Below are 20,360 nucleotides of genomic sequence, written 5' to 3' on the forward strand. Positions count from 1 at the left end.
CGCAGCACCGGTGATCATGTTCTTCACATAGTCGGCGTGGCCTGGGCAGTCAACGTGCGCGTAGTGACGGTTGGCGGTTTCGTATTCGACGTGCGCGGTGTTGATGGTGATGCCGCGGGCCTTTTCTTCAGGCGCTGCGTCGATCTGGTCGTATGCCTTCGCTTCGCCGCCGAACTTCTTCGACAGAACGGTTGCGATTGCAGCGGTCAGGGTGGTCTTGCCGTGGTCAACGTGACCGATGGTGCCGACGTTCACGTGCGGCTTGGTCCGTTCAAACTTGCCTTTTGCCATTTTAAATTTCCTTCAAAAGAACGATGTGTTCGATGTTCAATATTCAATGATTGGCTGGTGATCCAGCCGGCGATCCCTTCCGCACGGAAGAGACCGCCCTTGCTGCAACTTACTTGGCCTTGGAGGTGACGATTGCGTCGATCACGTTCTTGGGCGCTTCGGAGTAATGCTTGAATTCCATCGAGTAGGTTGCACGGCCTTGGGTAGCCGAACGCAGCGTGGTCGAGTAACCGAACATTTCCGACAGAGGCACTTCGGCCTTGATGATCTTGCCACCGCCGCCGGCGATTTCATCCATGCCTTGCACCATACCGCGGCGGGACGACAGGTCGCCCATCACGGTACCGGCGTAGTCTTCCGGGGTTTCCACTTCGACAGCCATCATCGGTTCCAGGATGACCGGGCTGGCGCGACGGCAACCGTCCTTGAAGGCCATCGAGCCGGCCATGCGGAAGGCGTTTTCGTTCGAGTCCACATCGTGGTACGAACCGAAGAACAGGGTGACCTTCACGTCAACCACCGGGTAACCGGCCAGCACGCCGGTGTTCAGGGTTTCACGCACACCCTTTTCAACGGCCGGGATGAATTCGCGAGGAACGGTACCGCCCTTGATGGCGTCGACGAACTCGAAGCCCTTGCCGGCTTCTTGCGGCTCGATCTTCAGCACGACGTGACCGTATTGACCACGACCACCCGACTGCTTGACGAACTTGCCTTCGGATTCTTCGCAGGTCTTGCGGATGGTTTCGCGGTAGGCCACCTGCGGCTTGCCGACGGTGGCTTCAACGTTGAATTCACGCTTCATGCGGTCAACGATGATGTCCAGGTGCAGCTCGCCCATACCGGCGATGATGGTCTGGCCCGATTCTTCGTCGGTACGCACGCGGAAGGACGGATCTTCAGCAGCCAGGCGGTTCAGGGCCAGGCCCATCTTTTCCTGGTCGGCCTTGGTCTTGGGCTCGACAGCCTGCGAGATCACCGGCTCGGGGAAGACCATGCGCTCCAGCACGACCATTGCCTTGTCGTCGCACAGGGTGTCACCGGTGGTGGTGTCCTTCAGGCCCACGACGGCGGCGATGTCACCGGCCATCATTTCCTTGATTTCTTCACGCTGGTTGGCGTGCATCTGAACGATACGGCCGATACGTTCCTTCTTCGACTTCACCGAGTTCAGCACGGTGTCGCCCGAGTTCAGGGTACCGGAGTAGCAGCGGATGAAGCACAGCTGACCAACGAACGGGTCGGTAGCGATCTTGAAGGCCAGGGCGGAGAACTTCTCGTCGTCCTTGGCTTCGCGCACGACCGGCTCGTCATCTTCGTTCAGGCCCGGAACCGGGGGAATGTCCACCGGCGACGGCAGGTACTCGATCACGCCGTCCAGCATGGCTTGCACGCCCTTGTTCTTGAAGGCGGTACCGCACATCATCGGGACGATTTCGCCGGAGATGGTGCGTTGACGGATCGCGCCCTTGATTTCGGCTTCGGTCAGGTCGCCTTCTTCCAGGTACTTGTTCATCAGGTCTTCCGATGCTTCAGCAGCGGTTTCGACCAGGTTTTCGCGCCACTTCTGCGCGTCAGCCTTCAGATGCTCGGGGATGTCGCGGTAGTCGAACTTCATGCCCTGGGAAGCGTCGTCCCAGTAGATCGCGCGCATCTTGACCAGGTCGATCACGCCTTCGAAGTTTTCTTCGGCGCCGATAGGCACTTGCATCGGGATCGGGTTGGCCTTCAGGCGGGCGCGCATCTGGTCGTAGACCTTGAAGAAGTTGGCACCGGTACGGTCCATCTTGTTGACGAAGGCCAGACGCGGGACCTTGTACTTGTTGGCCTGACGCCACACGGTTTCCGACTGGGGCTGCACGCCGCCGACTGCGCAGTAGACCATGCAGGCGCCGTCGAGCACGCGCATCGAGCGTTCGACTTCGATGGTGAAGTCAACGTGACCCGGGGTGTCGATGATGTTGATGTGGTGGGCCGGGAAATTGTTCGCCATGCCCTTCCAGTAACAGGTGGTCGCAGCGGAGGTGATGGTGATACCACGCTCTTGTTCCTGCTCCATCCAGTCCATGGTGGCGGCGCCGTCGTGCACTTCACCGATCTTGTGGTTCACACCGGTGTAAAACAGCACGCGCTCGGTCGTGGTGGTTTTGCCAGCATCGATGTGCGCGGAGATACCGATGTTGCGGTAGCGCTCAATGGGGGTCTTGCGAGCCATGATTTATTCCTAAGTCTTTAATGCACGAAACCGAGCGTCATTTTTTTCAAATAAACGCTCGGCTCGAACCAATTTAAGATGCAGACCAGGGCACTCCCGGATAGAGAGGCTCTGGCCCAGTCTTTGTTAGAAGCGGAAGTGCGAGAACGCCTTGTTCGCTTCTGCCATGCGGTGCACTTCATCACGACGCTTCATGGCGCCGCCACGGCCTTCGGCGGCTTCCATCAGTTCACCACCCAGGCGCTGCGGCATCGACTTTTCGCTGCGCTTGTTGGCGGCTTCACGCAGCCAGCGCATCGACAGGGCCATACGGCGCACCGGACGCACTTCAACCGGCACCTGGTAGTTGGCGCCACCGACGCGGCGGGACTTCACTTCCACCATCGGCTTGCAGTTGTTCAGGGCTGCGGAGAACACTTCCAGCGGGTCCTTGCCCGACTTGGTCTGGATGTAGTCGAAGGCACCGTAGATGATGTTTTCAGCGACGGACTTCTTGCCCGACAGCATCAGCACGTTCACAAACTTGGCGACTTCAACGTTGCCGAACTTCGGATCCGGCAGAATTTCCCGCTTGGGGACTTCACGACGACGTGGCATTTCGATTCCTTTCAATCTTCAGTTGAGTGGGCGAACCCTGCTTCAACTTCGCCTGCACTCGCGGAGAGCCATCATGGCTTCCACTTACTCGGCCCGACCTGGACCGACTCTGAGTCTGTTCACACGACGCAGTGCGTCATGATAAACACCAATTATTACTTCTTCGCTGCCTTGGCGCGCTTGGCACCGTACTTCGAGCGAGCTTGCTTACGATCCTTGACGCCCTGGGTATCCAGTGCACCGCGAACCATGTGGTAACGCACACCCGGCAAGTCCTTCACACGGCCGCCGCGGATCAGCACGACGCTGTGTTCTTGCAGGTTGTGGCCTTCACCGCCGATGTACGAAATGACTTCGAAACCGTTGGTCAGACGCACCTTGGCCACCTTACGCAGCGCCGAGTTCGGCTTCTTCGGGGTGGTGGTGTAGACGCGGGTGCAAACACCGCGCTTCTGCGGGCTGTTTTCCAGCGCCGGCGATTTGCTCTTCACGATCGCGCGGACACGTGGTTTGCTAATCAGTTGATTGATGGTTGGCATCGTTTTAATCCAACAAAGTACAACATTGAAAACAGGTTCCGGAATCGGTTGCCCGGAACCACACAGGAAACTCTTGCGCGAAGACTACGCGCGTATCGGATTTAAGACCGGAAGGGAGATCAGCGTCGCAGAAGCGATGATTCAGACCAAAGAACGCATAAGCCCGGGAGAGCCTAAATTCGAGAACTCGCGAGTATATGCCTGAAATACCAGCGGGTCAACCGGGAGCGGCCTTTGGCGCGGATTTCAGGCCGTCTATGGCCATTTCACCACGGTTTTACAGTGGCAAAACGGCAATGTTTTCCAACTTGCAATAGAGGCCGCGATCAGGTGCGGGGCAAGTCTGCCACCATGCGGCGCCATTGTTCGGTTTCTGGCTGGCCGCGGTCCCGGCGCGAGAAGAAATTGACCAGTTGACGTCCGGCTGCATCGTAGAACTCCACCGAGGTGACGATGCCATGGTCGGTAGGCCGACGTACCACCCAACCGTGATGAATCGCGCCGCTGCGCGCATGCAGCTCGAAGTCGACAGCCGATGCGTTGTACCACTCCCCCATGATCGCAGTCTTGTCGATGAGGCCACTGTAGATCTGCGTCATGCCGCCGTTGCTGACGAACACCATGATCGGCTGGTGCCGCGACCTGGCATCCTCGATGAGCAGCTGCAGGGCCTGCGGTCCGATGCGCCAGGCGGATTGGCTACCGATCAGCTCCAGCGCCTGTTCGCGGCTGAGCTTCAGTTCCCGCAGCAGGCGCGGGAACTGGTGTACGTCGGTCAGCTCCTGCCACGACTGGCGCAATTCGGCGATATCGGCCGAGGAGGGGTTGCCACGCACGCCGGGGGCAGAAGCCGGCAAGGGCTCCGCCTGCAGCGCGGCCCGCTGGTCGGGCGAGCGGAACTGGCTGACCAGCCGCTCGAAGTCAGCGACATGCTGGTCATTGTCGAGATAGATCGTGTGCACCGCCTGCCCATGGCGATCGAAGAACTGCAGGCTGCGGCTGGTCTTGCCGTCCCGCCCTGGCTGGACCACGGCGAACGCGCTGCCCCACTGCGCAGCGCCAAAGCGCAGGTCGATGGCGCCGCCGGCCAGGCCGGTGCCCGGCACCACCCTGCCCTGCTCGTCGCGGCGTATCGGCGCCACCTCACCAGCACGTTCCAGCACCACATCGTCATTGCGGGTGATGGCCTTGATGCGCCCCAGTTCGGGGAGATGCTCGTAGAGCGCCTGGATGTCCTTGGCATCGGCCCCCAGCCGCGTGGCCTGCCAGGTGGTGCCGGCCGCCAGCAGTTGGGCCTCGGACACCCCCAGTTGGCGGGCCGCATCGCGCGGATGCAGCTTGGGCTGCGCCTGGCGCAGCTGGGACCAGCGTTGGGCCAGCGTGGGCGCCGTGTTGGCACAGCCGGCTGCGGCCAGCGTCGCTGCCAGCAGCAAGCCCAAGGTATGCAAGCGGATGGTTTGCTTGGGTCGGTTCATTGAAATTCCTTTCATACGTGCGGATGACTCAGTATTCGATCTTCAGGCTGACGTTGAAGCTGCGGCCGGGCTCGGTGTAGGCATCCTTGTTGATCGCGCTGTCTGCCAGCGACAGCCCCCGGATGTCGGTCCAGCTCCAGTACTTGCGATCGAACAGATTGCGGATGCCGGCGGTGACGGTCATGTTGGGGGTCAGGTGATAGCCACCCGAGAGGTCGGCTACAAAGAACGAAGGCGAGACGAAGTTGGTCGCCGTCGGAATGTCCGCCTTCTTCTTGGCGGCGTTGTAGATCAGGTCTGCCTGCGCGAACCCTTGCCGACTGCGTTCATAGCGCAGGCCTGTCACCACCGACAGCGGCGCCACCGACTCCAGCCCCTGCTCCACGCCATTGCTGGTGGTGGTCCCCTTGGTCCAGGCGAAGCCGCTCTTGAGCGTGAAGCCATTGTCGAGCTGGTAGTCGATGCGGGCTTCCAGCCCGTGGATCTCGGCCTTGGCCGCATTGCGATACTGGAAGATGGTGGGATTGGCCACCGTCAGGTTGCCCCCCACCGTCACCAGGTCGATGAAGTTGCGGTAGTTCCCTTTGTAGGCAGCAACGCTGTAACGCAGGGCACCGGGGCCTGCCGCCAGCTTGCCGCGCACACCCAGTTCCACCGTGTTGCTGGTCTCGGGCTTGAGGTCAGGATTGGAGACCTGCCTGTAGACGGTGTTGTTGAAGAAGGAATTGACCTCCTGCGGCGAGGGGGATCGGAAGCCACGCGCGTATTGGACATAGGGAATGAAGCCCGGTGTCACCTCGACCAGGAAGGCCAGGCGGGGCGAAAAGGCGCTGTCCCGGCTGCTCACTGCCGGCTGGCCGTTGGCGACGGCCTGGGCATCGTACTTGGCGCTGGCCTTGGGCTTGAGCTCATAAGCATCGAAGCGCAGACCGGCGATGGTGGTCAGTGCCCCGGTCCGCATTTCATCTTGCACATAGGCTCCCAGTTGCGTGTACTCGGTCTTGGGGAAGTACTGGCAGTACTGGGTGCCGGTGCAACTGCTCCAGCCGGTGCCGTTGGCGTTGACCTGCAAGGTGGACAGGCTCAGGTCCAGCCCGTAGACCAGCTTGTGGCGCCAGGCATCCGTGCCGAAATTGCTCTCGGCCAGGACGCTGCCGGCGAGCATCTGGTCACGGTAGGACACTTCACGGAATCGTGGCCGCACCAGAGATGGCGTGCTGGTACCGGCCTCGTAGGTGGTCTGGTCGGTATCGGCATTGCGGTAGCTGAGACTGGCCTTGATCTTCTGTATCCAGGGCTGCTCCGCATCTGCGTGCTCGTAAGCCAGCGTGGCACGCTGGCCCTTGGCCTTGCTGCTGGTACGGTAGTCGGTGATACCAGTGCCGAGTGCCGAGAGACTCTCGCCGCTGTCGCGCTCTTCGGTGGCCTGCAGAGTGAGCTTGAAGCTGTCCACCCCATTGGGCCGATACACCAGTTTGCCCAATGCCGACCGGTTGGTATAACTCATCGGATCGGGCGTGGTGCGGGCGCTGCCGCGCACGTCGTTGCTGCCCTTGTTGTCGGTCTCCTCGCCATGGCGGACATTGAGGACCAGCATCGCCTGCCATTGATCGCCGCCCCAGGCGGCGCTGGCTGCTGCACCGAAACTGTGGTCCGCGCTGTCGTAGGAAGGTTTGAACGAGAAATAGCTGCTTTTGCCGAACACATCGAGCAGGTCCGAGGGGTCCTTGGTGATGAAATTGACCGCCCCGGTCAGACCATCGCTACCGTAGAGCGAGGAGGCCGGCCCGCGCAAGACCTCGATGCGGCGATACAGTTCGGTATCGGTCGTGGCGCCCCGCCCTACGCTGGCCACGCCCTGGCTGAAGGCGCGCGGCATGCTGATGCCGTCCTCCAGCATCAGCACCCGGTTGCCATCCAGGCCGCGAATGCTGATGCCTTCGTTACCGCCCCGCCCGGTCGTGGCAGTCGCGCCGGTGATGCCCGACATCCGGTAGACCGAGCGTCGTACCTCGACACCGGGCTCATAGCGCAGGGCATCCTTGATGTCCCTGGCGTTATGGTCTTCCATTTCCTCCGACGTGATCACCGAGACGGTCGCCGCCGCGTGATCAAGATCGGTACTGCCGGAACGATTGGCCGTCACCACCACGTCCTGCAGCTTCTTGCCGCCGGCCTGGGCCAGGATGATGGATGGGTCTGGTTGACTGGATTGCTGGTCGGACGATTGCGCGAAAGCGCCGGCGCATAGCCACTGCTGCAGCGCCATCAACACGGCCGCTGCACACCTCGATTTGCATGGAAACACTGGTAACCACCCCTTGATCAGGTTCGGTTACTAGCGATTGCTGGCTACCTCTTGGAATGAAAACGACCTGCTGGCGCAGGCCGCGACGAAAGCTGTGCCGGGTCCCTCAGACTGTCACAGATGAGAATAATTATTATCTTGAGATGATAGGACATTCACTCATCCTTGGCAATGTCTGTCCCCTGTGCCCCCACCACGAACAGGGTGATGGTGCGCGTCGCACGGTCGAAAAAAAAACGGCGCCGGAATTGCTTCCGACGCCGTTCTGTCCTGCTGGCGTTCATTGCCGGGTGGCCCATCCTGCCGGCCACCCTGACGATGCAGTGCTTACGCTTCGCCTTCGACACCACCGAAGGATTCGGCCGAGGAGACTTCCTCGTCGCCGAACTCGGAGCGGGAGGCACGTTCGGCTTCGAGCAGTGCTGCACGCTCTTCGGCTTCCCATGCATCCTTTTCCTTGCGGGCGCGGTGGAAGGCCAGGCCGGTACCCGCCGGGATCAGGCGGCCGACGATGACGTTTTCCTTCAGACCGCGCAGGCCATCCTTCTTGCCCATGATCGCGGCTTCGGTCAGCACGCGGGTGGTTTCCTGGAACGATGCGGCCGAGATGAAGGAGTCGGTCGACAGCGATGCCTTGGTAATACCCAGCAGCACGTTTTCGTAGGTCGCCGGGATCTTGCCTTCGGCGTTCACGCGGTCGTTTTCGTCCAGCAGTTCGGAGCGCTCGACCTGCTCACCGGTGATGTAGTTGGTGTCGCCCGGCTCCACCACTTGCACGCGGCGCAGCATCTGGCGCACGATCACTTCGATGTGCTTGTCGTTGATCTTCACGCCCTGCAGACGGTACACGTCCTGCACTTCGTCGACGATGTAGCGGGCCAGCGCTTCGATACCCAGCAGACGCAGGATGTCCTGCGGGTCGGCCGGACCGTCCACGATCATTTCGCCCTTGTTCACCACCTGGCCATCGTGCACCAGCACCTGCTTGTCCTTGGTGATCAGGAACTCGTGCTTGGTGCCTTCCATGTCGGTGATTTCCAGACGCTGCTTGCCCTTGGTTTCCTTGCCGAAAGCAACGGTACCAGTGACTTCGGCCAGCATGCCGGCATCCTTGGGCGAACGTGCTTCGAACAGTTCGGCCACGCGCGGCAGACCACCGGTAATGTCACGGGTCTTCTGCGATTCGGTCGGGATACGGGCCAGCACTTCACCCACATGCACCTGCTGACCGTCCTTGACGGTGATCAGTGCGCCGACCTGGAAGCCGATGGTCACCGAGTGTTCGGTGCCGGCGATCTTCACTTCTTCGCCCTGTTCGTTCAACAGCTTGACCTGCGGACGCATGACCTTGGAGGACGGACCACGACGCTTCGCATCGATGACCACCAGGGTCGACAGACCGGTGACTTCGTCGATCTGCTTGGCCACGGTGGAGCCTTCTTCCACGTTCTCGAACTTCACGGTACCGGAGTACTCGGTGATGATCGGACGGGTCAGCGGATCCCAGGTCGCCAGCGCGGTACCAGCCTTGATGGTCATGCCATCCTTGACGATCAGGGTGGCGCCGTACGGCACTTTGTGACGCTCGCGCTCACGACCCAGGTCGTCGGTAATCAACACTTCGCCGGAACGGGAAATGACGATCTGTTCACCCTTGCCATTGGTCACATAACGCATCGTGGCGGTGAAGCGCACGGTACCGTTGGACTTGGCTTCCACCGAGGAGGCCACTGCTGCACGCGATGCCGCACCACCGATGTGGAAGGTACGCATGGTCAGCTGGGTACCCGGCTCACCGATAGACTGCGCTGCCACCACGCCGACGGCTTCGCCGGAGTTGACCAGCAGGCCACGGCCCAGGTCGCGGCCATAGCACTTGGCGCACAGACCATAACGGGTGTCGCAGGTCAGCGGGGTGCGGACCTTGACTTCGTCGATGCCCATGCGTTCGATCTCTTCGACCTTGTCTTCATCCAGCAGGGTGCCGGCTTCGAACAGGGTGGCTTGATCTTCCGGATTGACGATGTCGGTCGCTGCCACGCGGCCCAGGATACGGTCGCGCAGGGCTTCGATGACTTCACCGCCTTCGACCAGCGCCTTCATGGCCGAACCGTTGGAGGTGCCGCAATCGTCTTCGATCACGACCAGATCCTGGGTCACGTCCACCAGACGACGGGTCAGGTAACCGGAGTTGGCGGTCTTCAGCGCGGTGTCGGCCAGACCCTTACGGGCGCCGTGCGTCGAGATGAAGTACTGCAACACGTTCAGGCCTTCGCGGAAGTTCGCGGTAATCGGCGTCTCGATGATGGAGCCGTCAGGCTTGGCCATCAGGCCGCGCATACCAGCCAGCTGGCGGATCTGGGCGGCCGAACCACGGGCGCCGGAGTCGGCCATCATGTAAATCGCGTTGAACGATTCCTGGGTGGTCTTCTTGCCTTCGCGCGTGACGACGTCTTCCACCTTCAGCTGGTCCATCATGGCCTTGCCGACTTCGTCACCGGCCTTGCCCCAGATGTCCACAACCTTGTTGTAGCGCTCGCCCGCGGTCACCAGACCGGAGGAGTACTGCTGCTCGATCTGCTTGACTTCGGACTCGGCAGCGGCGATCAGGGTGGCCTTTTGCGGCGGCACCAACATGTCGTCCACGCAGATCGAGATACCGGCGCGAGTCGCCAGGCGGAAGCCCGACTGCATCAGCTGGTCGGCAAACACGACGGTGGCACGCAGACCGCACTTGCGGAAGGACGTGTTGATCAGCTTCGAGATTTCCTTCTTCTTCAGCGCGCGGTTCAGCACCGAGAACGGCAGGCCCTTGGGCAGGATCTCGGAGAGGATGGCGCGACCGATGGTGGTCTCGTAGCGCTTGACGGTACGCACGAATTCGCCGGTGACCGGATCCTTCGGATGTTCGACGATACGCACCGTGATACGGGTAGCCAGCTCGACTTCCTTGTTGTCGTAGGCGCGGATCACTTCCGAGACGTCCTGGAACATCATGCCTTCGTTCTTGCCGTTGATGGCTTCACGGGTGGCATAGTACAGACCCAGCACGATATCCTGGGACGGCACGATGGACGGTTCGCCGTTGGACGGGAACAGGATGTTGTTGGAGGCCAGCATCAGGGTGCGGGCTTCCATCTGCGCTTCGATCGACAGCGGAACGTGGACGGCCATCTGGTCGCCGTCGAAGTCGGCGTTGAACGCCGCGCAGACCAGCGGGTGCAGCTGGATCGCCTTGCCTTCGATCAGGACCGGCTCGAACGCCTGGATGCCCAGACGGTGCAGGGTCGGCGCACGGTTCAGCATGACCGGGTGTTCGCGGATGACTTCTTCCAGGATGTCCCAGACCACCGGTTCCTGTGCTTCCACCAGCTTCTTGGCAGCCTTGATGGTGGTCGACAGACCCATCAGTTCCAGCTTGTTGAAGATGAAGGGCTTGAACAGTTCCAGGGCCATCAGCTTGGGCAGGCCGCACTGGTGCAGCTTCAGCTGCGGACCCACCACGATGACCGAACGGCCCGAGTAGTCCACGCGCTTGCCCAGCAGGTTCTGACGGAAACGACCGCCCTTGCCCTTGATCATTTCGGCCAGCGACTTCAGCGGGCGCTTGTTGGCGCCGGTCATGGCCTTGCCGCGACGACCGTTGTCCAGCAGCGAGTCAACCGCTTCCTGCAGCATGCGCTTTTCGTTGCGCGTGATGATCTCGGGTGCGCGCAGCTCCATCAATCGCTTGAGGCGATTATTGCGGTTGATCACGCGGCGATACAGGTCGTTCAGGTCGGAGGTCGCGAAGCGGCCGCCATCCAGCGGCACCAGCGGACGCAGTTCCGGCGGCAGCACGGGCAGCACTTCCATGATCATCCACTCAGGCTTGATGCCCGAGCGCTGGAACGCCTCCAACACCTTCAGGCGCTTGGCGTACTTCTTGATCTTGGCTTCGGACTTGGAGTCCTTGAGTTCCTGGCGCAGGGTTTCCGCTTCGCGGTCGATGTCGATCGAGCGCAGCAGTTCGCGGATACCTTCGGCGCCCATGAAGGCGATGAAGTCGTCACCGTACTCTTCGTACTTGGCGGCGTAGTCGTCTTCGGACATGATCTGGCACTTCTTCAGCGGGGTCATGCCGGGATCGGTCACGACATAGGCTTCGAAGTACAGCACGCGCTCGATGTCGCGCAGGGTCATGTCCAGCACCATGCCCAGACGGGATGGCAGCGACTTCAGGAACCAGATGTGGGCAGTGGGGGAAGCCAGCTCGATGTGGCCCATGCGCTCACGGCGCACCTTGGCCAGGGTCACTTCCACGCCGCACTTCTCGCAGATCACGCCGCGGTGCTTCAGGCGCTTGTACTTGCCGCACAGGCACTCGTAGTCCTTGATGGGGCCAAAGATCTTGGCGCAGAACAGGCCATCGCGCTCGGGCTTGAAGGTACGGTAGTTGATGGTTTCCGGCTTCTTGACTTCGCCGAAGGACCACGAGCGGATCTTGTCAGGCGAGGCCAGACCGATCTTGATCGCGTCGAATTGTTCGTTTTGCTGGACTTGCTTGAATAGATCGAGCAGTGCTTTCATGTATCACTCCAGGTTGGCGTGAAAAAACTAAATTTACGTGTGGCCGGTTCACCCTGCTTAACCCTGTTCGCATCGGCGGGAGAGCCAACGAAAGCGCTGTTTCGTGGTGCCGCTCGATACCGGGACAGACCTCCCCAGCTTACTGCCGTACTTCTCTTGAATCTCGTGATTCGCTGATACTGAATTCTCGCTTCGCCGGAAAGACCGGCGGGGTGCGCAGCCTGCGCCGCGCACCCCTTTACATCATTCGCGTTCCAGGTCGATGTCGATACCCAGCGAGCGGATTTCCTTCACCAACACGTTGAAGGATTCCGGCATGCCGGCGTCGATCACGTGATCGCCCTTGACCAGGTTCTCGTAGACCTTGGTACGGCCGTTCACGTCGTCGGACTTGACGGTCAGCATTTCCTGCAGGACGTAGGAGGCGCCATAGGCTTCCAGTGCCCACACTTCCATTTCGCCGAAACGCTGGCCGCCGAACTGTGCCTTGCCGCCCAGCGGTTGCTGGGTCACCAGCGAGTACGGGCCGGTGGAACGTGCGTGCATCTTGTCGTCGACCAGGTGGTGCAGCTTCAGGTAGTGCATGTAGCCCACCGTCACGGTACGCTCGAAGGCTTCACCGGTACGGCCGTCATACATGGTGACCTGGTTCTTGGACGGGGTCATGCCCAGCTGCTTGGCGATCGGATCCGGGTAGGCCAGGTCCAGCATGCGGCGGGTTTCGTCCTCGTGCGCACCGTCGAACACCGGGGTCGCGAAGGGCACGCCCTTCTTCAGGTTTTCCACCAGCTCGACGATTTCCTCGTCGCTGAACTTGTCCAGCTCTTCCTGCTTGCCGGATTCGTTGTAGATCGTGGTCAGGAACTTGCGCAGTTCGGCGATCTTGGCCTGTGCCTGCACCATTTCGCCCAGACGCAGGCCCAGGCCCTTGGCGGCCCAACCCAGGTGAACTTCCAGAACCTGACCGACGTTCATACGCGAAGGCACGCCCAGCGGGTTCAGCACGATGTCGGCGGGGGTACCGTCGGCCATGTGCGGCATGTCTTCGATCGGCAGGATGCGCGAAACCACACCCTTGTTACCGTGACGACCGGCCATCTTGTCGCCAGGCTGCAGGCGACGCTTCACGGCCAGGTAGACCTTGACCATCTTCTGCACGCCCGGCGGCAGTTCGTCGCCCTGGGTCAGCTTCTTGCGCTTCTCTTCGAAGGCCAGGTCGAACTGGTGACGCTTCTCGGCGATGGATTCCTTGATGGCTTCCAGTGCGTTGGCGATGTCATCGTCGGCCGGACGGATGTCGAACCAGTGGAACTTGTCCAGATCGTCCAGGTAGGCCTTGTCCAGCTTGGTGCCCTTGACCAGCTTCTTGGGGCCGCCATTGGCGACCTTGCCGATCAGCAGGCGTTCCAGACGCTGGAAGGCATCGCCTTCCACGATACGCAGCTGGTCGTTCAGGTCCAGGCGATAGCGCTTGAGTTCATCGTCGATGATCTGCTGGGCGCGCTTGTCGCGCTGGATGCCTTCGCGGGTGAACACCTGCACGTCGATCACGGTGCCGACCATGCCCGAGGGCACGCGCAGCGAGGTGTCCTTCACGTCGGAAGCCTTCTCGCCGAAGATCGCGCGCAGCAGCTTCTCTTCCGGGGTCAGCTGGGTCTCGCCCTTCGGGGTGACCTTACCGACCAGGGTGTCGCCGGCTTCGACTTCTGCGCCGATGTAGACGATGCCCGATTCATCCAGACGTGCCAGCTGGTTCTCGGCCAGGTTGGAGATGTCGCGGGTGATTTCTTCAGCGCCCAGCTTGGTGTCACGGGCGACCACCGACAGTTCCTCGATGTGGATCGAGGTGTAGCGGTCATCGGCCACGACCTTTTCGGAGATCAGGATCGAGTCTTCGAAGTTGTAGCCGTTCCAGGGCATGAAGGCCACCAGCATGTTCTGGCCCAGTGCCAGCTCGCCCATGTCGGTCGATGCGCCGTCTGCGATCACGTCGTGCTTGGCGACGCGGTCACCGATCTTGACGATCGGACGCTGGTTGATGTTGGTGTTCTGGTTGGAACGGGTGTACTTGATCAGGTTGTAGATGTCCACACCGACTTCGCCGGCTTGCGCCTCGTCGTCGTTGACGCGGATCACCACACGGCCTGCATCGACATAGTCCACCACACCGCCACGCAGCGCTTGCACGGTGGTACCGGAGTCAACCGCCACGGTACGCTCGATGCCGGTGCCGACCAGCGGCTTTTCCGGACGCAGGCAAGGTACGGCCTGGCGTTGCATGTTGGCGCCCATCAGTGCACGGTTCGCGTCATCGTGTTCCAGGAACGGAATCAGCGAAGCTGCCACCGACACCACCTGGCCCGGGGCCACGTCCATGTACTGCACGCGCTCGGGCGAGACCAGGATGGTTTCGCCGGCTTCACGGGCCGACACCAGTTCATCGGACAGCTTGCCTTCGCCGTCGATGGTCGCGTTCGCCTGGGCGATCACGTAACGACCTTCTTCGATGGCCGACAGGTAGTCGATCTGGTTGGTGACCTTGCTGCCCTCGACCTTGCGATACGGGGTTTCCAGGAAGCCGTATTCGTTCAGGCGGGCGTACAGCGCCAGCGAGTTGATCAGGCCGATGTTCGGGCCTTCAGGCGTCTCGATCGGGCAGACGCGGCCGTAGTGGGTCGGGTGCACGTCGCGCACTTCGAAGCCGGCGCGTTCGCGGGTCAGACCGCCAGGGCCCAGGGCGGAAACGCGACGCTTGTGCGTGATTTCCGACAGCGGGTTGGTCTGGTCCATGAACTGCGACAGCTGCGAGGAACCGAAGAACTCACGGATGGCAGCCGAGATCGGCTTGGAGTTGATCAGGTCGTGCGGCATCAGGTTGTCCGCTTCGGCCTGGCCCAGGCGTTCCTTGACGGCGCGCTCCACGCGCACCAGGCCGGCACGGAACTGGTTCTCGGCCAGTTCGCCAACGCAACGCACGCGACGGTTACCCAGGTGGTCGATGTCATCGACTTCGCCACGGCCGTTACGCAGTTCGACCAGGATCTTGATGACGGCCAGGATGTCGTCATTGGACAGGGTCATGGTGCCGGTCAGCTCGTCGCGACCGACGCGACGGTTGAACTTCATGCGGCCCACGGCCGACAGGTCGTAGCGGTCTTCGCTGTAGAACAGGCCGTTGAACAGGGCTTCCACGGACTCTTCGGTCGGCGGTTCGCCAGGACGCATCATGCGATAGATCGCCACGCGTGCGGCGGTCTGGTCGGCGGTGTCGTCGGTGCGCAGGGTCTGCGAGATGTAGCCGCCCTGGTCCAGGTCGTTGGTGTACAGGGTCTGGATGGCCGAGATGTTGGCTTCGCGCAGCTTGGCCAGCAGGTCTTCGGTCAGCTCGTCGTTGGCGCTGGCGACCACTTCGCCGGTGTCCGGATCGACGATGTTCTTGGCCAGGACGCGGCCCAGCAGATAGTCTTCAGGCACGGAGATGTGCTTGATGCCGGCGGCTTCGATGTCACGCACGTGCTTGGCGTTGATGCGCTTGTCCTTGGCGACCATCACCTTGCCCGACTTGTCGGTGATGTCGAAACGTGCGACTTCACCGCGCAGGCGCTCGGAGACGAACTCCATGTCCGCGCCTTCGGCGTGCAGGTTGAAGTTGTCGAAGACGAAGAAGTTCGCCAGGATCTGCTCGGAGGTCATGCCGATGGCCTTCAGCAGGATCGTCACCGGCATCTTGCGGCGGCGGTCGACGCGGAAGAACAGGATGTCCTTCGGATCGAATTCGAAGTCCAGCCAGGAGCCACGGTAAGGAATGATGCGGGCCGAGAAGAGCAGCTTGCCCGACGAGTGCGTCTTGCCGCGGTCGTGTTCGAAGAACACGCCCGGAGAGCGGTGCAGCTGGGACACGATCACGCGCTCGGTGCCGTTGATGACGAAGGAACCGGTGGTGGTCATCAGGGGCAGTTCGCCCATGTAGACTTCCTGTTCCTTCATTTCCTTGACGACCGGCTTGGTCGGCGATTCCTTGTCCAGGATCACCAGGCGCACCTTGGCACGCAGCGGGGACGCAAAGGTCAGGCCACGTTGTTGGCACTCTTTGACATCAAACGGCGGAGCGCCCAGCACATACGACAGGAATTCGAGACGCGCAAAACCATTGTGCGACACGATGGGGAAAATCGAGGTGAAAGCCGATTGCAGGCCTTCGTTCTTGCGTTCCGATGCGATGCGTTCGGGTTGCAGGAAATTCTGATACGACTCGATCTGAGTCGCGAGCAGGAACGGAACGTTGTGGACGTTTGCGCGTTTCGCGAAGGACTTGCGAATGCGCTTCTTCTCAGTAAATGAGTAGTGCATGGACACTCCGTGAGTGACAGGAAGGATAGAGAGTTCAAGATTCGATCAAACCGCGCGACTTGCCGGTCAAGCAGGTCCGGGTTATCGGCACTCAAATCTTCAAATGTCTACCCTAGTTTTTTGCTGCGATCGCGCTTAATATTCCCGACAACGAACACTGCGGCGCATCAATTCCACCAGCAAAAATAAGAAACGACAAAGGAGCCAAAGCCGAATCCCTTTTTCAAGGGATTCTGCACTTTGACTCCGGAGTAATGACTCGCCTTGGTAGGCAAGAGAATTACTTCAGTTCGGCCTTGGCGCCAGCTTCTTCCAGCTTCTTCTTGGCAGCTTCAGCGTCAGCCTTGGCGATGCCTTCCTTGACCGGCTTCGGTGCACCGTCAACCAGATCCTTGGCTTCCTTCAGACCCAGGCCGGTGATTTCACGGACGGCCTTGATGACGCCGACCTTGTTGGCGCCGACTTCAGCCAGCACAACGGTGAATTCGGTCTGTTCTTCAGCAGCAGCAGCGCCACCAGCAGCGCCACCGGCGGCCGGAGCAGCCATAGCGGCAGCGGAAACACCAAACTTCTCTTCGAATGCCTTGACCAGGTCATTCAGTTCCATCACGGACAGCGCGCCAACGGCTTCCAGGATGTCTTCTTTGCTAATTGCCATTTGAAACTCCTAAATTTATTTCGGTAATAACATCAGATTGGTAATGACGCGAAAGCGTCGAAACAACAGAGCGGGGCCGCCAAGGGCGGCCGTGCATCATGCGGCTTCGGCTTCCTTCTTGGCTGCCAGAGCAGCCAGAGCGCGCGCAAAGCCCGACACCGGAGCCTGCATCATGCCCAGGACCTGGGCCAGCAGAACTTCGCGAGACGGGATGTTTGCCAGCGAAGCAACAGCAGCCTTGTCCAGCTGCTTGCCTTCGTAGTTACCTGCCTTCACAACCAGCTTGTCGTTGGTCTTGGCAAAGTCCGACAGGACTTTGGCAGCGGCCACGGCATCTTCCGAGATCGAGTAGATCAGCGGACCGGTCAGTTGCGGGGCGAGGTCGGCAAACTTCGTGCCTTCGACAGCGCGACGAGCCAGCGTGTTTTTCAACACGCGCAGGTACACGCCTTGGGCACGCGCTTGTGCGCGCAGTTGCGTCAAGGAACCAACCTGGATGCCACGGTATTCGGCCACGACGATCGTTTGCGCAGTTGCAACCTTTGCGGAAACTTCGGCGACGACGGCCTTCTTGTCATTCAGATTGAGACTCAAGATCAACCTCCAAAAATAGTGCTCGGCCACCACACAGGCCACTGCCTGCTTGCCTTGCACCGGTTCGAACACGGCGTCCGACGTTTAGGAGTTCACTGCAGCATAGGGCAAAACTGAAAATGCTGCCTGAGACCACAAAACTTGCTCGGGTTCACCATCTGCGTTGGGTCAACTGGACTTTCGTACAGCCTTTTTAACTTTGGCCGGCTTGTTGCTGCCGGCTTCCGCCCAACGGTCTTTGAAGGCCTGCCGTCATTATCGAGACAATAACGACAGCCCAAAGAGATGCCCCGCTTCCGTGAGGAAACGGGGACTATATTGCTTGCTTAGGCAGCCAGGGAAGCCTGGTCGACGCGAACGCCAGCGCCCATGGTGGACGACAGAGCGATCTTGCGCAGGTACACACCCTTGCTGCTGGCCGGCTTGGCCTTGTTCAGGGCATCGATCAGGGCCAGCAGGTTGGCCTTCAGATCGGCGTCGGAGAACGACTTGCGGCCGATGGTAGCGTGGATGATGCCGGACTTGTCGGTACGGTATTGCACCTGACCAGCCTTGGCGTTCTTGACAGCGGTAGCGACGTCGGGGGTCACGGTGCCAACCTTCGGGTTAGGCATCAGGCCGCGGGGGCCCAGGATCTGGCCCAGGGTACCGACGATACGCATGGTGTCGGGCGAGGCGATGACGATGTCGAACGGCATGTCGCCGGCCTTCACGCGCTCTGCCAGGTCTTCCATGCCGACCACGTCAGCGCCAGCTGCCTTGGCAGCTTCAGCCTTGTCGCCGGAGGCGAACACGGCCACGCGAACGGTCTTGCCAGTACCGGCAGGCAGCACCACCGAACCACGAACGACCTGGTCCGACTTCTTGGCGTCCACGCCCAGCTGGACGGAGACGTCGATCGATTCATTGAACTTCGCGGTTGCGAATTCCTTGATCAGGGAAACGGCGTTGTCGAACGGATAGGCCTTGGTACGATCGACCTTTTCCTTCATTGCCTTGACGCGCTTGGATACCTTAGCCATTACAGACCCTCCACCGTGATGCCCATCGAACGTGCGGAACCAGCGATGGTACGCACGGCAGCTTCCAGATCAGCAGCGGTCAGGTCCGGCTTCTTCTGGGTTGCGATCTCTTCCGCTTGCTTGCGGGTGATCGAGCCGACCTTGTCGGTATGCGGCTTGGCGGAACCCTTCTGGATACCAGCAGCCTTCTTGATCAGGATGGTCGCCGGCGGGGTCTTCATCACGAAGGTGAAGGACTTGTCCGCGAAGGCGGTGATCACGACCGGAATCGGCAGACCCGGCTCAACACCTTGGGTCTGGGCGTTGAACGCCTTGCAGAATTCCATGATGTTCAGGCCGCGCTGACCCAGCGCAGGGCCGATCGGGGGGGACGGGTTTGCTTTACCAGCTGGCACTTGCAGCTTGATAAAACCAATAATCTTCTTTGCCATGACGGCTCCTTATTGATTGAGTTGTAGCGCCGATTCGTTGGCCTTGCGGCTTTCTACTTGGGCTCCTCGGATTGCTGGATTGGCAGACGATGACTTGTCCGGTGCGCTCCAGCGGGCGCTGAAAACTTGACAGGGAAAGGCGGGATTCCGGAGCGGGATCAGACTTTTTCCAGTTGGCCGAACTCGAGTTCGACCGGGGTGGCGCGACCGAAGATGGTCACCGAGACGCGCACGCGCGATTTCTCGTAGTTCACTTCCTCGACGTTGCCGTTGAAATCGGTGAACGGGCCTTCCTTGATGCGGACCATTTCGCCCACTTCGTAGAGCACCTTTGGACGGGGCTTCTCAACGCCTTCCTGCATCTGGCGGAGCAGCGAATCCACTTCGCGCTGGGGCAGCGGTGTCGGACGATTCGACTTGCCGCCGATGAAACCGGTCACTTTGGCGGTGTTCTTCACCAGATGCCAGGTTTCGTCCGTCATTTCCATCTCGACCAGGACATAGCCCGGGAAGAAACGACGCTCGGTCACCGACTTGTGACCATTCTTCATATCAACGACTTCTTCAGTCGGCACCAGGATCTGGCCGAACTGTTCTTGCATGCCGGCGCGGTTGATGCGCTCGGTCAGCGCGCGCTGCACGCTCTTTTCCATGCCGGAATACGCATGCACCACGTACCAGCGCTTATTTCCGGCGCCTGAAACGCTTTGCGCACCAATCGGTGCGCTGTCTTGCGTGCTATCGCTCATGTTATTTCCAGCCCAAAATTACGTCGTACAACAGGAACTCGAGCAACTTGTCCGTACCCCACAGGAAGATGGCCATGACCAGCACGAAGGCGAATACCACCGCGGTGATCTGCATGGCTTCCTTGCGGGTGGGCCAGACGACTTTCTTGGTTTCGCGCACGGACTCCTTGGCGAAACCGACGAAGCCGCGGCCTTGTGCAGAGGTCCAGGCAAACGCCACAGCCACCAGCAGACCGGCGACCAGGGCGACAGCACGCACCGGAGTCGACTGATCAGACAACACAAAAAAACCGACCACGCCTGCAACCACAGCCACGATCGCCAGTGCGATCTTGATCTTGTCGTTGGAGGTGTTGACGGTTTGAACTGGCTGGCTAGACATATTTACTTTCAGTACCCTGCACCAGATTCGGTGGCAGGGGCGGAGGGCATCGAACCCCCAACCTTCGGTTTTGGAGACCGACGCTCTGCCAATTGAGCTACGCCCCTACAAAAACTCGCGATTGAGACACGAATGCCGCGATACGTTACGCACCGCGGCAAAGTGTTTTACAGCTTGATC

General features: G+C 60.6%; 14 protein-coding genes and 1 tRNA gene. All 15 read right to left on the reverse strand.

The window, feature by feature from the left end:
• Nucleotides 1-291: GTP-binding protein (locus HFRIS_RS24605; RefSeq protein WP_006465487.1), on the reverse strand; the 291-nt coding region annotated here is incomplete at its 3' end.
• A gap of 109 nt (nt 292-400) precedes the next feature.
• Nucleotides 401-2,506 carry an elongation factor G gene (fusA, locus tag HFRIS_RS23320; protein ID WP_006465488.1) on the reverse strand — a complete coding sequence of 702 codons (2,106 nt, stop codon included), beginning with the start codon at nt 2,504-2,506 and terminating at the stop codon, nt 401-403.
• A gap of 126 nt (nt 2,507-2,632) precedes the next feature.
• Nucleotides 2,633-3,103, reverse strand: a complete 471-nt coding sequence (rpsG, locus tag HFRIS_RS23325) for a 30S ribosomal protein S7 (RefSeq protein WP_006465489.1) — start codon at nt 3,101-3,103, stop codon at nt 2,633-2,635.
• Between the two features lie 155 nt (nt 3,104-3,258).
• Entirely contained in the window at nt 3,259-3,642 is a 384-nt protein-coding gene (rpsL, locus tag HFRIS_RS23330) for a 30S ribosomal protein S12 (protein WP_006465490.1), read from the reverse strand.
• A gap of 326 nt (nt 3,643-3,968) precedes the next feature.
• Nucleotides 3,969-5,117, reverse strand: coding sequence for a hemin-degrading factor (locus HFRIS_RS23335; protein WP_006465491.1), 1,149 nt, complete (start codon nt 5,115-5,117; stop codon nt 3,969-3,971).
• A 28-nt stretch (nt 5,118-5,145) separates the two neighbouring features.
• Nucleotides 5,146-7,386 (reverse strand): TonB-dependent hemoglobin/transferrin/lactoferrin family receptor, encoded by a 2,241-nt coding sequence (locus HFRIS_RS23340; RefSeq protein WP_006465492.1) that lies wholly within the window; start codon nt 7,384-7,386, stop codon nt 5,146-5,148.
• A gap of 366 nt (nt 7,387-7,752) precedes the next feature.
• Entirely contained in the window at nt 7,753-11,994 is a 4,242-nt protein-coding gene (rpoC, locus tag HFRIS_RS23350) for a DNA-directed RNA polymerase subunit beta' (RefSeq protein WP_006465493.1), read from the reverse strand.
• Nucleotides 11,995-12,237: 243 nt separating this feature from the next.
• On the reverse strand, nt 12,238-16,344 hold the full coding sequence (gene rpoB / locus HFRIS_RS23355) for a DNA-directed RNA polymerase subunit beta (protein WP_006465494.1): 4,107 nt from the start codon (nt 16,342-16,344) through the stop codon (nt 12,238-12,240).
• Between the two features lie 280 nt (nt 16,345-16,624).
• On the reverse strand, nt 16,625-17,002 hold the full coding sequence (gene rplL, locus HFRIS_RS23360; protein WP_006465495.1) for a 50S ribosomal protein L7/L12: 378 nt from the start codon (nt 17,000-17,002) through the stop codon (nt 16,625-16,627).
• A 96-nt stretch (nt 17,003-17,098) separates the two neighbouring features.
• Nucleotides 17,099-17,596, reverse strand: coding sequence for a 50S ribosomal protein L10 (gene rplJ, locus HFRIS_RS23365; RefSeq protein ID WP_006465496.1), 498 nt, complete (start codon nt 17,594-17,596; stop codon nt 17,099-17,101).
• Nucleotides 17,597-17,922: 326 nt separating this feature from the next.
• Nucleotides 17,923-18,618 carry a 50S ribosomal protein L1 gene (rplA, locus tag HFRIS_RS23370; protein ID WP_006465497.1) on the reverse strand — a complete coding sequence of 232 codons (696 nt, stop codon included), beginning with the start codon at nt 18,616-18,618 and terminating at the stop codon, nt 17,923-17,925.
• Nucleotides 18,618-19,049 (reverse strand): 50S ribosomal protein L11, encoded by a 432-nt coding sequence (gene rplK, locus HFRIS_RS23375; protein ID WP_006465498.1) that lies wholly within the window; start codon nt 19,047-19,049, stop codon nt 18,618-18,620. The genes rplA and rplK overlap by 1 nt, the downstream gene beginning before the upstream one ends.
• Nucleotides 19,050-19,207: 158 nt before the next feature.
• On the reverse strand, nt 19,208-19,798 hold the full coding sequence (gene nusG, locus HFRIS_RS23380) for a transcription termination/antitermination protein NusG (RefSeq protein WP_006465499.1): 591 nt from the start codon (nt 19,796-19,798) through the stop codon (nt 19,208-19,210).
• 1 nt (nt 19,799) lies between these two features.
• On the reverse strand, nt 19,800-20,180 hold the full coding sequence (secE, locus tag HFRIS_RS23385; RefSeq protein WP_006465500.1) for a preprotein translocase subunit SecE: 381 nt from the start codon (nt 20,178-20,180) through the stop codon (nt 19,800-19,802).
• 31 nt (nt 20,181-20,211) lie between these two features.
• Nucleotides 20,212-20,287 (reverse strand) — tRNA-Trp (locus HFRIS_RS23390).
• Nucleotides 20,288-20,360: the final 73 nt, after the last annotated feature.

The sequence above is a fragment of the Herbaspirillum frisingense GSF30 genome (assembly GCF_000300975.2).
Classification (GTDB): Bacteria; Pseudomonadota; Gammaproteobacteria; order Burkholderiales; family Burkholderiaceae_D; genus Herbaspirillum; species Herbaspirillum frisingense.